The sequence below is a fragment of the Streptomyces diastatochromogenes genome, from assembly GCF_002242805.1.
GTDB classification, from domain to species: Bacteria; Actinomycetota; Actinomycetes; order Streptomycetales; family Streptomycetaceae; genus Streptomyces; species Streptomyces diastatochromogenes.
In genome coordinates this window covers 136698-153608 of sequence record NZ_MCGQ01000023.1, presented here as the reverse complement: position 1 = coordinate 153608, position 16911 = coordinate 136698, and the positions used below count along the sequence as shown (strand labels likewise).

17 protein-coding genes are annotated in these 16911 nt (G+C 73.8%); 5 read left to right on the top strand and 12 right to left on the bottom strand.

Annotation, left to right across the window (positions count from 1 at the left end):
- Nucleotides 1-6: 6 nt before the first annotated feature.
- Nucleotides 7-405: a nuclear transport factor 2 family protein gene (locus BEK98_RS27000; protein WP_094219268.1), complete on the bottom strand. Its 399-nt coding sequence runs from the start codon at nucleotides 403-405 to the stop codon at nucleotides 7-9.
- 99 nt (nucleotides 406-504) lie between these two features.
- Between BEK98_RS27000 and BEK98_RS26995 the strand changes: the two genes are divergently transcribed.
- Entirely contained in the window at nucleotides 505-1275 is a 771-nt protein-coding gene (locus BEK98_RS26995; RefSeq protein ID WP_094219267.1) for a class I SAM-dependent methyltransferase, read from the top strand.
- Here BEK98_RS26995 and BEK98_RS26990 read toward each other — a convergent pair.
- From BEK98_RS26990 to BEK98_RS26965, 6 genes are all read right to left on the bottom strand, one after another.
- The gene (locus BEK98_RS26990; protein WP_094219266.1) at nucleotides 1253-1996 is read right to left on the bottom strand and encodes a GntR family transcriptional regulator; all 744 of its coding nucleotides are present in this window, start codon (nucleotides 1994-1996) and stop codon (nucleotides 1253-1255) included. The two genes, BEK98_RS26995 and BEK98_RS26990, sit on opposite strands and share 23 nt — an antisense overlap.
- 206 nt (nucleotides 1997-2202) lie before the next feature.
- Nucleotides 2203-2607: a nuclear transport factor 2 family protein gene (locus BEK98_RS26985; RefSeq protein ID WP_094219265.1), complete on the bottom strand. Its 405-nt coding sequence runs from the start codon at nucleotides 2605-2607 to the stop codon at nucleotides 2203-2205.
- Nucleotides 2608-2632: 25 nt separating this feature from the next.
- Complete coding sequence (locus tag BEK98_RS26980) at nucleotides 2633-3601, bottom strand: acetylxylan esterase (protein ID WP_094219264.1); 969 nt, start codon at nucleotides 3599-3601, stop codon at nucleotides 2633-2635.
- 248 nt (nucleotides 3602-3849) lie between these two features.
- Nucleotides 3850-4434, bottom strand: a complete 585-nt coding sequence (locus BEK98_RS26975) for an Rv1733c family protein (RefSeq protein WP_107428296.1) — start codon at nucleotides 4432-4434, stop codon at nucleotides 3850-3852.
- 256 nt (nucleotides 4435-4690) lie between these two features.
- On the bottom strand, nucleotides 4691-5446 hold the full coding sequence (locus tag BEK98_RS26970; protein ID WP_094219443.1) for a ferredoxin reductase: 756 nt from the start codon (nucleotides 5444-5446) through the stop codon (nucleotides 4691-4693).
- 7 nt (nucleotides 5447-5453) lie between these two features.
- Nucleotides 5454-6059 (bottom strand): sulfite oxidase-like oxidoreductase, encoded by a 606-nt coding sequence (locus tag BEK98_RS26965; protein ID WP_094219263.1) that lies wholly within the window; start codon nucleotides 6057-6059, stop codon nucleotides 5454-5456.
- A gap of 168 nt (nucleotides 6060-6227) precedes the next feature.
- Between BEK98_RS26965 and BEK98_RS26960 the strand changes: the two genes are divergently transcribed.
- Nucleotides 6228-7154, top strand: coding sequence for an NADP-dependent oxidoreductase (locus BEK98_RS26960; RefSeq protein ID WP_094219262.1), 927 nt, complete (start codon nucleotides 6228-6230; stop codon nucleotides 7152-7154).
- On the top strand, nucleotides 7151-7912 hold the full coding sequence (locus BEK98_RS26955; protein ID WP_094219261.1) for a GNAT family N-acetyltransferase: 762 nt from the start codon (nucleotides 7151-7153) through the stop codon (nucleotides 7910-7912). The genes BEK98_RS26960 and BEK98_RS26955 overlap by 4 nt, the downstream gene beginning before the upstream one ends.
- 7 nt (nucleotides 7913-7919) lie before the next feature.
- Here the strand turns inward: BEK98_RS26955 and BEK98_RS26950 are convergent, their stop codons facing one another.
- Nucleotides 7920-8318 carry a MarR family winged helix-turn-helix transcriptional regulator gene (locus tag BEK98_RS26950; protein WP_167444275.1) on the bottom strand — a complete coding sequence of 133 codons (399 nt, stop codon included), beginning with the start codon at nucleotides 8316-8318 and terminating at the stop codon, nucleotides 7920-7922.
- A 122-nt stretch (nucleotides 8319-8440) separates the two neighbouring features.
- On the opposite strand from BEK98_RS26950, the gene BEK98_RS26945 reads away from it, so the two are divergent.
- Entirely contained in the window at nucleotides 8441-9508 is a 1068-nt protein-coding gene (locus BEK98_RS26945; RefSeq protein ID WP_094219259.1) for an ABC-2 transporter permease, read from the top strand.
- A 64-nt stretch (nucleotides 9509-9572) separates the two neighbouring features.
- Here the strand turns inward: BEK98_RS26945 and BEK98_RS26940 are convergent, their stop codons facing one another.
- The 3 genes from BEK98_RS26940 to BEK98_RS26930 form a co-directional block, all read right to left on the bottom strand.
- Nucleotides 9573-10829: a vWA domain-containing protein gene (locus BEK98_RS26940; RefSeq protein WP_094219258.1), complete on the bottom strand. Its 1257-nt coding sequence runs from the start codon at nucleotides 10827-10829 to the stop codon at nucleotides 9573-9575.
- Nucleotides 10826-12055 (bottom strand): AAA family ATPase, encoded by a 1230-nt coding sequence (locus BEK98_RS26935; protein WP_094219257.1) that lies wholly within the window; start codon nucleotides 12053-12055, stop codon nucleotides 10826-10828. Before BEK98_RS26935 ends, BEK98_RS26940 begins: the two co-directional genes overlap by 4 nt.
- A gap of 68 nt (nucleotides 12056-12123) precedes the next feature.
- A complete protein-coding gene (locus BEK98_RS26930) occupies nucleotides 12124-13602 on the bottom strand; it encodes a hypothetical protein (RefSeq protein ID WP_094219256.1) in 1479 nt (492 codons plus the stop codon).
- A gap of 350 nt (nucleotides 13603-13952) precedes the next feature.
- Here BEK98_RS26930 and BEK98_RS26925 point away from each other — a divergent pair, with 350 nt between their 5' ends.
- Entirely contained in the window at nucleotides 13953-14747 is a 795-nt protein-coding gene (locus BEK98_RS26925) for a putative protein N(5)-glutamine methyltransferase (RefSeq protein WP_094219255.1), read from the top strand.
- A gap of 4 nt (nucleotides 14748-14751) precedes the next feature.
- On the opposite strand, the gene BEK98_RS26920 is transcribed toward BEK98_RS26925, so the two are convergent.
- Nucleotides 14752-16818, bottom strand: a complete 2067-nt coding sequence (locus BEK98_RS26920; protein ID WP_208643240.1) for a SpoIIE family protein phosphatase — start codon at nucleotides 16816-16818, stop codon at nucleotides 14752-14754.
- Nucleotides 16819-16911: the final 93 nt, after the last annotated feature.

The following is a 16911-nucleotide window of genomic DNA, read 5'->3' as shown; positions in this document are numbered from 1 at the left end:
CACCGGTCAGGCGGACCGCGCCTCCGCCTCCTTCGCGATCTGGTCGAACCGTGCGCCCATGGCCTCGGCGAGGGCCTGGGCGCCCGACAGCGGACGGACCATGACCATGAAGTCGTCGATCAGCCCGTCCTCGTTCACATGCAGGAAGTCGCAGCCGGTCAGCTGTCGGTCGCCCACCCGCGCCGTGAAGACCAGTGCGTGGTCGGAGGCGTCCGGAGCGCCGATCTCACGGACGTACCGGAAGTCCTCGAACACCTGGAAGACCCCGCGCAGGATCGCCGCGGTGATTGCCTTGCCCGGGTACGGCTTGAAGACGACCGGGCTGGTGAAGACCACGTCGTCGGCCAGCAGTGCCTCGACGGCGTCCAGGTCTCCCGCCTCCACCGCCGCACGGAACGCGCGCATCGGATCACCTCGCATAGTCAATTAACTGAATAGATGCGGAGGAGAGTAGTCAGCGGCGGTAATCGTGTCCACAGCCGCGCCAGCACCTAGGCTGACGGGATGTTCAGCCCCGAAGGCCCCACGCTCCGTGAACTCGCCGTACAGGCGCTGTCGTCCGTCGAGCACGGCTACGATCTGCTGGCCCCGAAGTTCGACCACACCCCCTTCCGCACACCCGACGCGGTGCTGGACTCGGTGGCGAAGGCGCTGGACCCGATCGGCCCGTTCGAGGACGGCCTCGACCTGTGCTGCGGCACCGGCGCCGGGCTGGACGTCCTGGCCGGGCTGTGCCGGCGCAGTGTCACCGGCGTCGACTTCAGCGCCGGCATGCTCGACGTCGCCCGGCGCCGGGCCGCGAGCGCGGGGCTTGCGGCGGGGGCCGAGGGGCCGGGCGTCGCCTGGGTGCGCGCCGACGCCCGAGCCCTGCCGTTCACCGCCGCCTTCGACCTGGTGGTCAGTTTCGGGGCGTTCGGCCACTTCCTGCCCCGGGAGCTGCCCGGGCTGTTCACCCAGGTCCACTCGGTGCTGCGGCCGGGCGGCCGGTTCGCCTTCCCGGTCCTCGCCCCGCCCCGCCCGTCCAGCCCCGCGTTCTGGATGCTGCTCGGCTTCGACGCGGTGATGCGGGTGCGCAACGCCCTGTGGAGGCCTCCGTTCGTCATGTACTACCGGGCCTTCCGGCTGGGTGAGGTACTGGAGGAGCTGACGCGCGCGGGGTTCACGGTCGACCTGCACGCGCTGCCCGAGTTCGGGCAGCGCGGCGACGGCAGCCCCCGCGTCCGGCTGGTGTCGGCGCGCAGGGGTGACGGTGTCACCCCGCCGCCGGCAGCGTGAACTCGTAGACCAGCGCGTCCTGTTCGGCGTTCACCACCAGGTCGGTGATCTCCAGCGGGCGCGCGTACTGGTCGTGCACCCGCCGGGTCACCCGCACCGAGGCGGCGTCGCCGACCTGGGTGATGGCGTCCCGGTGGTGCAGCGTCAGACCGGCCTTGCGCATCCAGTCGTAGGCCCGGCGCAGCTGCGCGGGAGTGGCCCCGTCGGCCCGGTCGCGGTAGCGGCCCAGCTCCGCGACCTCGGCCAGCGCCACGGCCGAGAACGACGTCACCGCCGTACGCAGCGACCGGCCGTCGGGCGTGGCCGACCGGTAGCGGTGCACCAGCGTCGGCCGGTGCGGGGCCAGGCGCAGCGCCTGGGCGTGCTCCGGCGGCGGCGCCTCCCAGGTCACCGTCGCCCGGTCCACCGCGCCCAGGTCGGCGGGGCGGGCACCGACCGGGAAGGTGAGCGAGACCGGGTCCTCGACCGGGCGGCCGGGCAGCGTGGCATGGCTGCCCCGCCGGTCCGTGGCGACCAGACCGCCGCGGCGCAGCACCTCGAGTGCCTGCCGGACGGTCTCCCGGCTGACCCCGAAGTGCTGGGCCAGATGCCGCTCGCCGGGCAACCGCTCGCCGGGCGGAATGGTGCCGTCGTGCAGTTCGTCGAGCAGCAGCGACGCGATCCGCCAGTACAGGGGTCCGGCGTCGGTCTGCGGGGGATCGTGCGGGGTGGTGCGGGCCATGCCGCGCCTCCTGTTGGTGACAAGACGTAGCCGTGCGGGCTCATTGCGCGACCAGATCTAGCATTGGTCTAAACCACAAGGGAAGAGCGTCCTGCCGGTTAGGCCGAAACCCACCCGCGTGATCCCGGTGCCAGGGGGATCACGGCGAGCGGCAACTGGCTGAAAAGGGCGAGGAGCAGGCGAGGCTCGGGCGAGTATCGCGAGTGTCAGAGGAGGAACAGCCGGCCCGCCGGCTCCTGGTGCCCCTCGGTCGTGTGCCAGTAGTCGCGGGTCTCCACGGCCCGCCCCTCCTCGTCGAACCGTACGAACACGCAGCCCGCCAGGGCGGCGGGGGAACCGCCCTCCTCGCTCAGCACCCGGAACTCCGCCACCGCGATCCCGCCCGGACCCACCAGGGGCGCGGAGAACCGTACGTCGGTCACCTGCTCCTCGGCGAACGACCAGCGCAGATACGCGGCCAGCTCGTCCCGCCCCCGGTGCGGCTCGCGGAACGGCATCGACCGGTGCACACAGTCCTCCGCGTACAACTCGATCAGCGCGTCCACGTCATGTGCGGCCCAGGCCCGCTCCCAGACCCGGACGAACCGCTCGGCGGCCACCCGTGTGTCCATGCCCCCGCTCCTTCTGTCCGTGCTCTCAGGCGTACGACCGCAGCCAGCTCAGCTTCCGCTCCTCCTGGAACGGCCCGCCGCCCTCGTGGTCGTTGAAGTCGTACAGCTCGATCGCCTTGTCCTCGTGCGCCCAGGCGTTGAACGCGGCGAACACGGTCGACGGCGGGCACGTCTGGTCCTCCAGGGCCGCCGAGAAGAGAGCCGGGGCCCGGCCGCGGGCCGCGAAGTGCACGCCGTCGAAGTAGGAGAGGGTGTGCAGCACATCGGCCGCGCGGCCGCGGTGCGTCTTGAGGAACAGGCCTATCTCCCGGTACGGGTGACGCTCCGTCAGTATGGTCGCGCGCGGGAAGTCGCACAGGAACGGCACGTCCGGGGCGACGGCGACCAGATCGGGCAGCAGCCCGCCGACGGCGAGGGCGATGCCGCCGCCCTGGCTCTCCCCGATCACCACGGTCCGCGCCGCGTCGGTCAGCGGATGCGAACGGGCGGCCTCCACCGCGCGCACGGCGTCCGTGAACACGCGCCGGTAGTAGTAGTTCTCGGGGGCGTCGACGCCCCGCGTCATGAACCCGGGATAGGCGGGCGCGGCGCCGACCGGGTCCGCCGTGCCACCCCCGCCGCCCCACGCGCTGCCCTGCCCGCGCGTGTCCATCACGAAGTGCGCCCGGCCCGTCGACGCCCACAGCAGCTTCTCGTGCGCCAGACCGCGTCCGCCGCCGTAGCCGATGAACTCCACCACCAGCGGCAGCGGTTCGGTGGCGCCGGCCGGCAGCCGCAGCCAGCCCTTGACCGGGTGACCGCCGAACCCGGCGAACGTCACGTCGTACACCTGCACCGTGGACAGCCCGGTGTCCACCGGCTCGAAGCGGGCGTCCAGGGTGTGCTCGCGCGCCTCCTGGAGCGTCTTGCCCCAGAAGGCGTCGAAGTCCTCCGGTGCCTCGGACTCGCTGCGGTACGCGCGGAGTTCGTCGATCGAGAGGTCGAACAGGGCCATCGGCGACCGCCTTTGCGGAGGGAGCGTGAACGGGGACTGCGCGCTCTCACCGTACGTGGGTGATCGGATGACTCGCCAGGGCTGTGTCGGGTACGGACAGGGTTTGTCGCCCCGCGCTCGCGGTCGAGGTGCTGGCCAGGGCGGCGAAACCGCTTGCTGCGGGAGCCGAGCGGGGTGACCGTCGGGGGTCTGGTGGTCGGGTCACCTGCTGGTGCTGCTGCTGGTGCCGGCGCCGATGCGGGTGCCGGTCAGGCCCTCGGCTGTGTCCACTTCGGTCCCGTGCGCGCCCATTCCCGCTCCCACTCGGCCAGCCGGTGGCGCAGCGCGATCCGGCGCTCCAGGGCGTGCCCGAGGAGGACCACGGCCGCCGCACCGCCGGTCGCGCACACGCCGACGGTGACCGTGTGCTGCCAGACCGCGAACTCGTCCGGCGGCGGGGCGACACTGCGGCCCCGGGCGTCGAACCACACGATCACCAGGTCACCGGCCCGGGTCCCCGCCGGGACGCGGGCCGGCGCGGTACGCGTCCCCTTGCCCGGCTCGGTCCAGCGGACCTGGGCACGGTAGGGGTGATCACGGTCGCCCTGCTCCGTGGGCAGCCGCTCGGGGGTGTTGCCGGTCACCACTGCCTGCACCTGATGCCGCTCGGCCCGCTGCGACACCGCGAGCGCACGCGCCTGCTCATGGGCGCGCAGGCCCGCCGCGACCCCGGCCAGCGGTGTGACGACGAACAGCAGGACGGAGACGACCAGCACGGTCCACGCCTCGATGACGTCCGAGCGGCGCCGCAGCGGATTGCGCCGCCAGCGCCAGCCACGCACCTGGGTACGCATGTCCACCTCCCTGCCGGAGCCGGAGGGCCGGACGAGCCGGGTCACCGGTCGTCCGCTCCCGCCGCCGCACACGAGCGTCCACACCGGTCTCGTACCCCGTACGGCGCACCTCGCTCACCCCGCCTACCGCGACTTCAAGCCCTCATGGAGCACGGCACGCGGCACGCGCCCCAGGGCCTGCGCGAGCGGCCGCGCACGGGACCCGCGCGCCCTGGAGCGTGTCCGGCGGACAGGCCCTGACCGAAGCGGTCGATCCCTAGCCGAAGCGTTCGATGCGGATGCGCTCGACCGGCTGGCCCGCCGCGACCAGCAGGCGGGAGGCGTGCTCGGCGAAGCCGTTGGAGCCGCACACATAGGCCTCCCACCCACCCGGAGGCTGCTCGGCCAGGAGCGGCGCCACATGTGCGGCCGCCATACGACCCACCGGCAGGCCCGTGGGGGCGCTGCGCGTGAACACGGCCGTCGTCTCGCCGCCCAGCTCCCCGGCGTAGATCAGCTCCTCGGGGCTGCGCGCCGACACGAGCATCCGCAGCGGCACGGCGAGGCCCCGCGCCCGGTGGTGCCGCACCATCGACATCAGCGGTACGACCCCGGAACCGGCCCCGAGCAGCAGGGCGGGGCGGTCGCCCGGCCAGGCGAAGAAGCCGCTCAGCGGGCCGCGCACCTCGACCGTGTCACCGGGCCGGGCCACCGTGTGGAACCAGCCCGAGACCTCACCGCCCGGCACCTGGTCCAGGGTCAGCTCGATGTGGCCGGAGTCGTCCGGTGCGGACGCGATCGAGTAGTGGCGCTGGGCCACATAGCCGTCCTCCGCGGTCAGCCGCAGCATCAGGTGCTGCCCGGGCAGGTGCCCCGCCCAGTCCGGCACCGCGAGCCGGAACGTGGCCGAGTGCGGCGTCTCGCGCCGGATCTCGGTCAGGGTGGCCGTCTGCCACACCGACGCCGCCCGATTGCTCACGGCGATGCGGCCGGGCACGGCGAAGCGGGTCGCGGGAGTGAAGTCCGTGGTCACCGTCGTCTCAGTCACCGGAGTACCGCTGCTCCTCCCACGGGTTGCCCCGCGCGTGGTAGCCGTTGCGCTCCCAGAAACCCGGCTCGTCGTGGTCGAGGAGCGTGATGCCGGCGATCCACTTGGCGCTCTTCCAGAAGTACAGGTGCGGCACCAGCAGCCGCGCCGGGCCGCCGTGTTCGGGCGCGAGCGGCTCGCCGTCGTACTCCCAGGCGATCCAGGCGCGCCCGCCGGTGAGGTCGGCGAGCGGGAGGTTCGTGGTGTAGCCCGAGTGCGAGTAGGCGAGCGCATGGGTGGCGGACCCATGGGGCCGGACCACATCGAAGAACGTGTCCAGCGAGACGCCGCCGAACCGCACCCCGAACTTCGACCAGCTGGTCACACAGTGGATGTCACCCGCGTACGAGGAGCCGGGCAGGGCATGCGCCTGCTCCCAGTCCCAGGCGTGCGGTCGCTCCACCAGTCCGTCGATGCGGAAGGACCAGTCGGCGGGCGTGAGGTCGGGGGTGACCTCGGCGGACAGGACGGGCCAGTCGTCCCCGGCGTCGTACTGCCCCGGTGGCAGCCCTGGATTGGCGACGCGCGGGCGACCCGTGAAGCCTCGGGTGACGTTCATGGTTCAACCGTACGCTGTCGGCGTGGGTGCTCCGTCCCAGGTCAGTGCCCCGACCATTGCGGCCGTATGAACTCTGCGCAGGCCCGGGAATAGCCGCCCCGCGCTCCTCCTTGGCGCTGAGTACCGGCCGGTGCGCCGGTGACAGCACGAGGGAAGCGAGGAAAGACGATGCCCAAGGCGTACGTCTTCACGCGGTACGGCGGCCCGGAGACAGAGGCGCTGACCGACGTGGAACGGCCGGCCCCCGGCCCGGGCCAGTTGCTGGTCGCCGTCCGGGCGGCGGGAGTGAACCCCGTCGACTGGAAGCTGCGGGGCGGCTTCCGTCGCCCCGGCGAGAGCGCCGAGCGCGTCTTTCCCGCGGTCTTCGGCAGCGAGGCCGCCGGTGTCGTCGAGGAGGTCGGCGCGGGCGTGACCGGGTTCGCCGTCGGCGACGCGGTGTTCGGCAACACCGTCGACGGCGGATACGCCGAGTACGCCCTGCTGCGCGCCGACCAGGCCGCGCACAAGCCCGCCGGGCTGTCCTTCACCGACGCCGCCACCCTGCCGGTCGCCGCCGCCACCGCCTACGACGGCGTCCGCCAGCTCGATCTGCCCGAGGGCGCGACCCTGCTGGTGACGGGCGCGGGCGGCGGGGTCGGCAGCGCGGCCGTCCAGATCGCCCGCGCCTTCGGAGCGAAGGTCGTGGGTGTGGCGAGCGAGAGCAAGAAGGACTTCGTGGAGTCGCTGGGCGCCGTGCACGTGCCCGGCGGACCGGGCCTCGCCGAGCGCGTGCGTGCCGCCGTACCCGAGGGCGTCGACGCGGTGTACGACCTGGTGGGCGAGGAGACGCTCGCCGAGGCGGCCACCCTGCTCGCCGACCGGACCAGGCTGATCACCGCGGGGGCACCGCCCGAGACCGTCGCCGAGCTGGGCGGCTCCCGGGTGGCCCGCGCCCGCACCGCCGCCGTCCTGGACGCCGTGGCCGACCTCGTTCTGCGCGGGGCCCTGAACCCGCACGTCACCCGTACCTTCCCGCTCGACCGGGCCGAGGAGGCCCTGCGCGCCGTCGAGGACGGGCACGCCCGAGGCAAGATCGTGATCGAGGTGTCCGCATGAGCGACCTGACCGGCGCCGGCGTCGGCTCCGGCGAGGCGACGGCGGCCCCGCACGTCCTCGACAACCCCGCCCGCGCCTCCCTGACCGGCCCGCACGCCCACTTCGCCGAGCGGCTCGGCCGCGTGCTGCGCTACCCGGTGGACGTCTCCCCGTGGCTGGCCCTGTCCGACGAGCCCGACGCGGACGACTGGGCCGACCTCGCCGCGCTGGCCGGCCCCGGCACCGAGGTGCCGCTGGCCGGCTACAGCGGAGAGGTGCCGGACGGCTGGGAGGTGACCTTCCGGGTCGAGGGCGTGCAGTTCGTGGACGACGGCCTCGCCGCCGCACCGGACCCGGAGGCGGTCCGCCTCGGCCCGGCCGACGTACCCGAGATGCTCGATCTCGTGGCGCGCACCCAGCCCGGCCCCTTCCTGCCACGCACCATCGAACTCGGCACCTACCTGGGCATCCGCCGCGAGGGCGCCCTGATCGCGATGGCGGGGGAGCGGCTGCACCCGCCGGGATGGACCGAGATCAGCGCGGTCTGCACCGACCCGGCCTTCCGCGGCGAGGGCCTGGCCACCCGGCTGATCCTCGCGGTCGCGCACGGCATCCGGGAGCGTGGCGAGACCCCGTTCCTGCACACCAGCGCCCGGAACACCCACGCCATCCGGCTGTACGAGTCCCTCGGCTTCCGGCTCCGCCGCCACACGGCGTTCCTCGCGGCCCGCGTTCCCGAGCACCTGCCGGAGGACCGGGCCGCCGTACCGGTGCCGTGACCGGCACTCAGTCCGAGTCGGCGTCGGACGGGCTGGCGTTGTACCGCTCCAGGTAGGCCGCGAAGCGGATCAGGTCCTCCTCCGGCCAGCCGGTGAGCCGCTCCCGGAAGGCGGCCCGCCGGCTCCGGGTGACCTGCGCGAGGATCTCCTCGCCGGCCTCGGTCAGGTGCAGCACCTGGACCCGGTGGTCCTCCGGGTCCAGGCGCCGCTCGATGAGCCCGGCCCGCTCCAGCGCGGCCACCTGGCGGCTGACCGTGGACTTGTCCAGGGCGTAGTGCGCTGCCAGGTCGGTGGCCCGGCAGCCGCCCTTCTCCTCCAGGTGGCCGAGGAGGGTGTAGGACACGAGCGACAGCTCGGGGTGCATGCGTCCCGCCGAGGCCCGGGCCCGGCGGGCGAAGATCGTCATCTCGCGCTGGATGGTCTCGATGGCCGTCTCCGCTGTCACCGGAATACCTCCTCCGTCGTTCTAGTTGTATAGTACAACTTGAAGCGAAAGTTGTATAAGCCAACTATTGGAGGTCGTGCCCGATGAGGTCACCAGCGCTCCGCCATGTGCTCACGCACCTGATCACCCCGCTGCTGATGTGCCTGGGCATGGGGCTCGCGTACATGGGGGCCTTCGTGACCCCGGAGCCGAACCACCTGCCCGTCGCCGTGGTCGGTGCCGGACCGCAGGCGAAGGTGTTCGCCCAGACCGTCAAGGACACGGCGGGGGACAAGCTCGACATCCGCACCGTCGCCACCCGCGCCGCCGCCGTCGACCTGCTGAAGTCCCGGGATGTCACCGGCGCCTATGTGCCGAGCACCAAGGCGCCCGAGCTGCTGGTGGCCACCGCCGCCTCCGACATGGGTGCCACGGCCGTCGAGAAGGTCTTCACGCCGGTCGCCGCGAAGGAGGGCGTCCCGCTGAAGGTCACCGACGTGGCCGCGCCGGTCGCCGACGACCCCACAGGCCAGGGCCTGTTCTTCCTGCTGATCGCGCTGAGCATCGGCTCCTACGCCTCGGTCGCCGCCCTCGGCGCCGCGGGCGCCACGCTCCCGATGCGGATACGGGCGCTGCTCGCGCTCGGTGTCTCCGCGGTGGTCAGCGGCATCGGCGCACTGCTCGCCGGGCCGGTGTTCCACCTCGCCCACCACGGCCTCGCGAGCGTGTGGGGCATGGCGTGGCTCTACTCGGCGGGCATCCTCTTCATCGGCGTCGGACTGCACACCTTCCTCAAGCGGTGGACCACGCTGACCATGATGGTGCTGTTCGTGATGCTCAACTTCACCAGCTCCGGCGGCCTGTTCCGGCCCGAGCTGCAGAACGGCTTCTTCGGCACCCTGCACGCCTTCTGGAACGGCGCCGGCTTCGTCGAGGGCATCCGCAGCCTGCTGTACTTCGGCGACGACGGCCTCGCCCGCAACGTGTGGACGCTCGTGGTCTGGCTGCTCGCCGGCCTCGCGATGACCGCGATCGCGGCCGCGTACGAGCGTGCCCGGGCGCCCAGGCAGGCGGCCGCTCTTCCCGAGCCCGCACCGAGCACGGAGCAGGCCCGGCAGCAGGCCGATGAAGAAGAGGCCGAGGAAGAGGTCGAGGAGACGGTCGGCGTCTGAACGGCCGACGCACGGGGAGAAGGGGCGCCGCCCGGTGACGGACGGCGCCCCTCCGGCTTGCGGCTCACCGACCGGCCGGCCCGATCGTCACCACCCGCGCCCACTCGGGCGGCGTGTCCGGCCGGTACTCGGGGTTCTCCTCGTCCCGGGACCCGCCACCGGACCGTTGCCGGGGAAACAGGCCCACCACCGTCCGGCACGGTGGCCGCGCCTCGGGCCACGGCGTCTGCCCGTCCGTCAGGACCACGACCACGTCGGGGCCCGGCCGGGCCCGCAGCGCCTGGGCGAAGCCCGACCGCAGGTCCGTCCCTCCGCCGCCCACCAGCGGGATTCCCTCGGCCCGGCACAGCGGGTGCACGGTCTGGGCCGCCGCGTCGCACGACACCACGGTGACCAGGTCGCGCCGGCCGCCCACGGCCCGGGAGATCGCGGCGACCTCCAGGAGCGCGCTGCCCAGTTCGGCGTCGCTGACCGACCCGGACGTGTCGACGACCACGCACACCCGGGGTGGCCTGCGCCGCAGACTCGGCAGGACCACGCCGGGCACCCCGGCCGAGCGCCGCGCCGGACGACCGTAGCTGTAGTCGTCGCCCGAGCCCGCGCCGGAGACCGCCGAGCGCATCGCCGCACCCAGCAACTCCCGCCAGGGCTGCGGCGGATGGAACGCCTCCTCGGCCCACCGCTGCCACCCTTGGGGCGCGTCCCCCGGCGCGCCGGTGATGCCCTGCGCCACCCGGAAGCGCACCGCGTCCCGCTGCTGCTCGCTGAGCCCGTGGGCGCCGTCCGGTCCCAGGTCCCACTCCCGCTCCAGGCCGTCGGCGCCGCTCCCGCAGTCCAGCCAGGCCAGCGCCTGCATCCGTGGCCCGAGCCGGAACAGCCGCAGGTAGTCCTCCATCAGCTCGCCCTCGGGCAGCTTCAGTTGCCTGGGGGTGACGGCTCCTCGCGGCCGTACCAGCCCGTCGCCGTACACGTCGTCGTTGATCTCCAGGTCTGCCGCGATGTTCATCCGCAGCCGCTCCCCGGGGCCGTGCAGCCCGCGCTCCCGGGCGACCCGGTCACCGCGTGCGTGGTGGTCGCGCAGCAGGTGCGCCACCTCGTGCACCCACACCCCGGCGAGGTCCTCCACGGGGGTCCGGTCCACGAAGGCCGGGGAGACGTAGCACCGCCAGTGCCGGTCGACGGCCATCGTCGGCACCTGCCGCGACTCGACGGGGTGCAGCGCGAACAGGGCCGTCGCCAGGTAGGGCCGCGCCCGGGCCGCGTGCAGCCGGGCGGCGAAGAGCCTGCCGAGGTCCAGCGCCCCGGGTGCGTCGTCCGTCATCGACGGGCCCCGGTCGCGACCGCGGACCGGCGGGCGGCCTCGTCGGCGCGCCGGGACAGGGAGACCACGCCGGCGAGCCGTTCGATCGCCTCCGGTACGTCCCAGTCCTCCCGCCGCAGGGAAGCCAGCGTGGTCGCCGGGACGACCACCACGTCCGGGGCCCCGGTCTCCAGCGCGCGGACCAGCAGCGCCCACGCCGCGTCCCAGCGGGCCCGTTCCGGCCGCTTGCGGATCGCGTCCACCACGCCGTCCAGCGCGGCCTGCCGCAGATCCCCGCGCTCGGGCAGCACGGCACCGGCGGGGTCGGCCAGCAGCGTCTCGGGGTCCGGCAGGTCCATCCGGTCCAGGCTCGCCAGCACTTCGAGGCCGGGCCCGTCCCCGACGGTGCCCCGGACCAGTAGGGACAGCACCTCGCGGGAGGAGCCTGCGGCGGTCGCGAAGGCGATCAGACGCAGGGTCATCTCCCAGCTGCGGGGCGACGGCCAGGCACCGCCCCGGCGCGTCTCACCGCTGGGCAGCCGGTGCACCAGCGCCGGGCGCGCGGTGAGGAAACCGCAGACCGCGCGCCGCGCGAAGTCCACGGCCTCCGGCAGCTTCTCCGCATCGAGCCGGGGCAGGGTGGCCCGGGGCCAGGTCCCGCCCAGGCCGCGTACGACGACGTCGTGGTCGTGCGTCCACTGGAGGTGCACGAACCGGTTGGCCAGCGGCGGGCTCAGTTCCCAGCCGTCGGCGGCCGAGGAGCGCGGATTGGCGGCGGCCACGATCCGCACGCCGGGCGGCAGCCGCAGCGCGCCGATCCGCCGCTCCAGCACCAGCCGGAGCAGGGCCGCCTGGACGGCGGGCGGCGCGGTGGACAGCTCGTCCAGGAACAGCAGCCCGCGCCCGGCCCGGACCAGCCGTACCGCCCAGTCCGGCGGCGCCATCGGGACCCCCTGTTCCGCGGGGTCGTCTCCTACGACGGGCAGCCCCGAGAAGTCGGACGGCTCGTGGACGCTGGCGATCACGGTGGTCAGCGGCAGGTCCAGGGCGCTCGCGAGCTGGGTCAGGGCCGCCGTCTTGCCGATGCCCGGCTCACCCCACAGCAGCACGGGGAGATCGGCGGCCACGGCCAGGGTCAGCGCCTCCAGCTGGGTGTCGGCGCGGGGTTCGGTGCTCGCGTCCCGCAACAGGGCCAACAGGTCGGCGGCGACGTCGAGTTGAGAGGGGTGGGTGGGAGTGTCGGGCATGGCAAAGGAAGCGTATGCGCACATATGTGGTCACCTAGGGTGTGAAGTCGGCGGGAAGAGAAGGGGGTTCAGCGAAGGAAGGTCGCGTGGCGGGGGTGACGGCGGTGGTGCCGGGTGGTGCGACGGTCCGGACGGGGAGGGGTGCGGCCGGGGCCGACCAGACCGGCCCGGTAGAGCCCGTACGCGATCCTCCGGGCCGCGGCCGCCTCCAGCTCGTCCCGCAGGGAGCCGTCACGCAGCAGCGCGTCGGGACCCAGCAGGCCCTCGACCACGGCCAGCGCGCCCGCGGTGTCGCCGTGGTCCAGACGTTCGCGGACACCCGTGAGGCAGTCCGGACGCCGGTGTGCCTCGTCGATGGCCCGCAGGCAGGGGAGCGGTGGTCCGCCGAGCGCGACCAGCAGTTCCTCGCGCCGGATCTCCTCCGGAGCGTGGTCCAGCGGGGCCAGCACGCCGTCGACCAGGCCGATCCGGTGCCGGGCTCCCCGGCACTCCACGAACCGTGGTGCCCCCGCCGGGTCGGGAGGGCGGGGCGGACCGGACGGTGTGTGATCCGGCACGAGCGCGGACGCGACCAGCGGGTGCAGGTGGTCGGGTGCGAGCAGACCGGCCCGCAGCAGCTCCAGGTCCGGCAGGACCCAGGTCGCCGCGTCGGGCAGGACGGGCAGCGCGGACACGCCGCCCTTGGGCAGCGACGCCGCGACCCGCAGGGTGGCCGGCGCCGCACCGTCGTCGTCCCCGGCCAGGTCCAGCACCAGCCGGCGCCGGCCGCCGAGCCGCACGACGAAGGTGCCGGCGGACCGGTCCCCCGAGCCGAGCGAGCCGAGCAGCACGGCGGCCTCGGCCGCCCACCGGCCGATGGCACAGCCGGATCCCGGCGGTACCAGGTCCGGTGGCTCCAGGTCCGGTGGCTCCCGGTCCGTCACGGGTCCCGGCGGTACCAGGTCCGGCAGCCCCAGGTCCGGTGGCTCCAGACCCCACGGTTCCCGGTCCGTCACCGGCCGGTCGGCCCCGGACCGTACCCGCAGCTCACCGGCCCTGCGCGCATCCCACAGGTGTCGGTGCAGATCGAGCCGGTACCGTCGGCTGGGATGCGGATGCGGATGCCGGGCGGTGCCCGCGCGGGATCCGTCCCACAGCGCGAGACCGATCCGCTGACCGGCGTCCGCCCAGGCGGGCGGAGTCCGGGCCACCAGGTGCACCGGACCGTCCCCGGCACGCCCCAGGCCGTCGTACTGGGCCAGCGTGAGGGTCAGCCCCGGGCGCAGCAGCCCGTCGGGCGCGATCCTCGGCATGTGCCAGCGCAGCAGGTCGGGAGCGAGGTGGCGGAGGTCGGCGCGGACCCGGGCCGCGAGGTCCCGGCCGTGGGTGCCGGCGACGGAACGCAGATCGAGATCGACGTCGACACCGGCGGCGGCACACGCCCCCGCCCAGTCCCCGGCGCGGCGCCGGACGGTCGCGGTCTCGATCATGGACGGCGGCACGGCGAACTCGCGCACGCGCAGCCACAAGGAGAGTCGGGAGTCCCCGTACGCGGTGTGAGTGAGCATCAGCACTCACCTTGCGCGGACGGGACCCCCAATCTGACAGCAGAGTGAGTGGTCATCGCGGCGATCGTAACGGGCCGCACCCGGCCGCGCCAGGCAGTTTCGAACTCGGCGCGGACGACGGCCGATCCGGGCCCTGGGGTATGGTGGCCGTCCGGCCGCGGACGGTACGCGGCCCCAGGCTGCCGAGGAGGTGAGACCCATTACCGCAGTGTCAGTCGGGGTGCTCTCTCCTGGTGACAGCCTTCTGTGACAGCTATCTGTGACAGCTTTCTGTGACAGCGCGGTCCACCGCCACAGGTGACCGCGAGAGCGCCCTTCGCCTCCCGGTTCCCGAAAGGCTCTCGGCGTCCATGCCCGCTCTGCCCTCCCTGCCCCCTCTCTCCCCTTCCGCCGTCGTCTCCGCGCTGCGCGCCGCCGGGTGCGTCTTCGCCGAGGACGAGGCGGAGTTGCTCCTCACCACGGCTCGTACCCCCGAGGAACTGTCCGCGATGGTGGACCGGCGCGCCGCCGGACTCCCGCTCGAACACGTCCTCGGCTGGGCCGAGTTCCACGGTCTGCGCATCGCGGTGGACGAGGGCGTCTTCGTCCCCCGCCGCCGTACCGAGTTCCTGGTCGACCAGGCCCTGGCCCAGGCCCCGGAGGCACGGGTCGTCGTCGACCTGTGCTGCGGCTCCGGTGCGCTCGGCGCAGCCCTGGCCGCCGCACTGGGCGTTGTCGAGGTGCACGCCGCCGACATCGACCCGGCGGCCGTGCGCTGCGCCCGCCGCAACCTCGCTCCCTACGGCGGCCGGGCCCATGCGGGCGACCTGTTCGACGCCCTGCCCGCCGGCCTGCGGGGCCGCGTCGGCATCCTCACGGCCAACGTGCCCTACGTCCCCAGCGCCGACGTGGCACTCCTCCCGGCGGAGGCCCGCGACCACGAGCCGCAGACCGCCCTCGACGGCGGCGCGGACGGCCTCGACATACTGCGCCGGGTGGCCGCCGGGGCACCCGGGTGGCTGGCGCCCGGCGGCTGCCTCCTGACCGAGGCCAGCGAACGCCAGGCACAGGCGGCCGCAGCGGCGTTCACGCGCGCCGGTCTGACGACCCGTCTGGCGGTGTCGGACGAGGCGTACGCCCATGTGGTGATCGGCGTACGGGAGTAGCGGCCTACCGCAGCTCCTGTGCCCGGGCGATGAGCAGGGCCACGTCGTCGTGGTTGTCGGGGTGGTGCAGCGTCCGCAGGAGCAGGTCGCAGGCCTCCTCCAGCGGGCGGCCGGGGTCGTCGAGCAGGGACAGCAGGAAGTCCAGGCGTTCGTCCAGGGAGTGGCAGCGGGTCTCGACCAGCCCGTCGGTGTAGAACACCAGCTCGTCGCCCGGCTCGAAGTCGACCGTCACGGTGGAGAACTCGACCCCGCCCACGCCCAACGGGACCCCGGTGGGCAGGTCGAGCAGCTCCGGCGGGTGGCCGGGACGCACCCGGGCCGGCGGGAGGTGGCCGGCGTTGGCGATCCGGCACTGGCGCAGATGCGGGTCGTGGACGGCGTACACACAGGTGGCGATGGAGTGGTCCCAGGCCGAGGTCGTCTTGTCCAGGTGCTCCAGCAGCACCGCCGGGTCGAGGCCGAGCGCGGCCAGCGTGGTGGTCGCGGTGCGCAGTCGGCCCATGGTGGCGGCGGCGTTGATGCCGCTGCCCATGACGTCGCCGACCACGAGTGCCGTCCGGCCGCCCTCCAGCGGGATGACGTCGAACCAGTCGCCGCCGACCTCGCTGGTGGCGCCCGCCGGCTGATAGCGGGAGGCCACCTCAAGGCCCGTCGTCACCGGCGGCTGGCTGGGCAGCAGGCTGCGCTGCAGGGTGAGCGCGGTGTTGCGGGCGTTCTGGTACCAGCGGGCGTTGTCGATCTGCACGGCCGCCCGGGCCGCCAGTTCCCGGGCCAGCAGGACGTCGTCCGCGTCGAAGGGCGCCGGATTGCGGGTGCGCTTGAGGTCGAGGGCGCCCAGCACCTCGCCGCGCGCGATCAGCGGCACGGCGAGATACGAGTGCAGGCCCGCCCGGCCCAGGAGGGCGGCCGCCTCGGGGGAGCGGGCGATGCGCGGCAGGTCCTCGTCCTTCACCTGCTGCACCAGCACCGCCTCACCCGAACGGACGCACTCGGTGACCAGCCGGTCGGGCCCGTACCGGGCGATCCGGCCGGGCGCGTCGGCCGCCCGGACGGCCTCCGACTCCTGGTCGGCCCGCAGCGCCAGGGCCCGGATCACCGCGTCCTCCGACGGGCCGAGCGTGCTGGGCCGGCCCTCCACGACGGCGTCCAGCAGGTCCACGGCGGCCACGTCGGCCAGCGCGGGCACGGCGACCTCGGCCAGTTCGAACGCCGTGCGCTCCAGCTCCAGCGTCGTACCGATGCGCGTGGAGGCGTCGGCGATGACGGCGAGCCGTCGCCGCGCGGTCTCGGTCTCGATGCGCGCCCGGTGGGCCTCGGTGATGTCCACCACCGAGGCCGCGACGCCGAGCACCGTGCCCACCGAGTCCTCCAGCCGGTAGAGCGACACCGACCAGGCGTGGTCCTCGTCCGGATCGGCCGGGGTCCGGCCGATGGTGGACTGGGCCACGAGGGGCACCCCGGTCTCCAGGACCCGGCGGGCCGCGCCCTCCAGGGCGTCGACGTCCAGCAGCGGCAGCATCTCGCCGACGGTCCGCCCGACGTGCTCCGCGGCGGGGATGCCGTTGATCTTCGCCAGGGCCGGGTTGATCGAGACATACCGCAGGTCCGTGTCGAACACGGCGAATCCGATCGGTGACTGTTTCACCATCCGCTCGGACAGCGCCACGTCCTGTTCGAGGCGGCGCACCGTGGACCGGTCGGCCGCGAGCCCCAGCGCGTACACGTCGCCCTGGTCGTCCAGCAGGCGCATGTTGCGGAACTCCACCAGACGCGTGCCGCCGTCCTTGACCCGGACGGGGAACGCCCCGGCCCAGCTCTGACCGGTCTGCATCACATCGGCGAACAGCTTGCCGACCATCTGGATGTGCTCGTCGTTCACCATCAGCCGGGCGGCGAACTGCCCCAGCGCCTCCGGCGCCGAATAGCCGAACAGCTCCTCCGCCTGGGGGCTCCACAGCACGATGCGGCCCTCGGCGTCCAGCACCACCGACGCGACGCTCAGTACGTCGAGCAGCCCGCTCGGCCGCACCGGCCCGCCGCCCTCGGCCACCGGAGCCTCGGCTGCACTCATGCCATGCACCGCCTTCGCCAGTCCGCACGGCACGTCGTCCCCCGTGCCGACTCCCCTTGTTCTACCGCGCTCACACGCGACTCTCCGACGCCG

Bases quoted from the DNA above. Each gene is read 5' to 3' on its own strand.
- BEK98_RS27000 (WP_094219268.1), bottom strand. From the start codon at position 405: ATGCGCGCGTTCCGTGCGGCGGTGGAGGCGGGAGACCTGGACGCCGTC.
- BEK98_RS26995 (WP_094219267.1), top strand. From the start codon at position 505: ATGTTCAGCCCCGAAGGCCCCACGCTCCGTGAACTCGCCGTACAGGCG.
- BEK98_RS26990 (WP_094219266.1), bottom strand. From the start codon at position 1,996: ATGGCCCGCACCACCCCGCACGATCCCCCGCAGACCGACGCCGGACCC.
- BEK98_RS26985 (WP_094219265.1), bottom strand. From the start codon at position 2,607: ATGGACACACGGGTGGCCGCCGAGCGGTTCGTCCGGGTCTGGGAGCGG.
- BEK98_RS26980 (WP_094219264.1), bottom strand. From the start codon at position 3,601: ATGGCCCTGTTCGACCTCTCGATCGACGAACTCCGCGCGTACCGCAGC.
- BEK98_RS26975 (WP_107428296.1), bottom strand. From the start codon at position 4,434: ATGCGTACCCAGGTGCGTGGCTGGCGCTGGCGGCGCAATCCGCTGCGG.
- BEK98_RS26965 (WP_094219263.1), bottom strand. From the start codon at position 6,059: ATGAACGTCACCCGAGGCTTCACGGGTCGCCCGCGCGTCGCCAATCCA.
- BEK98_RS26960 (WP_094219262.1), top strand. From the start codon at position 6,228: ATGCCCAAGGCGTACGTCTTCACGCGGTACGGCGGCCCGGAGACAGAG.
- BEK98_RS26955 (WP_094219261.1), top strand. From the start codon at position 7,151: ATGAGCGACCTGACCGGCGCCGGCGTCGGCTCCGGCGAGGCGACGGCG.
- BEK98_RS26950 (WP_167444275.1), bottom strand. From the start codon at position 8,318: ATGACGATCTTCGCCCGCCGGGCCCGGGCCTCGGCGGGACGCATGCAC.
- BEK98_RS26945 (WP_094219259.1), top strand. From the start codon at position 8,441: ATGAGGTCACCAGCGCTCCGCCATGTGCTCACGCACCTGATCACCCCG.
- BEK98_RS26940 (WP_094219258.1), bottom strand. From the start codon at position 10,829: ATGACGGACGACGCACCCGGGGCGCTGGACCTCGGCAGGCTCTTCGCC.
- BEK98_RS26935 (WP_094219257.1), bottom strand. From the start codon at position 12,055: ATGCCCGACACTCCCACCCACCCCTCTCAACTCGACGTCGCCGCCGAC.
- BEK98_RS26930 (WP_094219256.1), bottom strand. From the start codon at position 13,602: ATGCTCACTCACACCGCGTACGGGGACTCCCGACTCTCCTTGTGGCTG.
- BEK98_RS26925 (WP_094219255.1), top strand. From the start codon at position 13,953: ATGCCCGCTCTGCCCTCCCTGCCCCCTCTCTCCCCTTCCGCCGTCGTC.
- BEK98_RS26920 (WP_208643240.1), bottom strand. From the start codon at position 16,818: ATGAGTGCAGCCGAGGCTCCGGTGGCCGAGGGCGGCGGGCCGGTGCGG.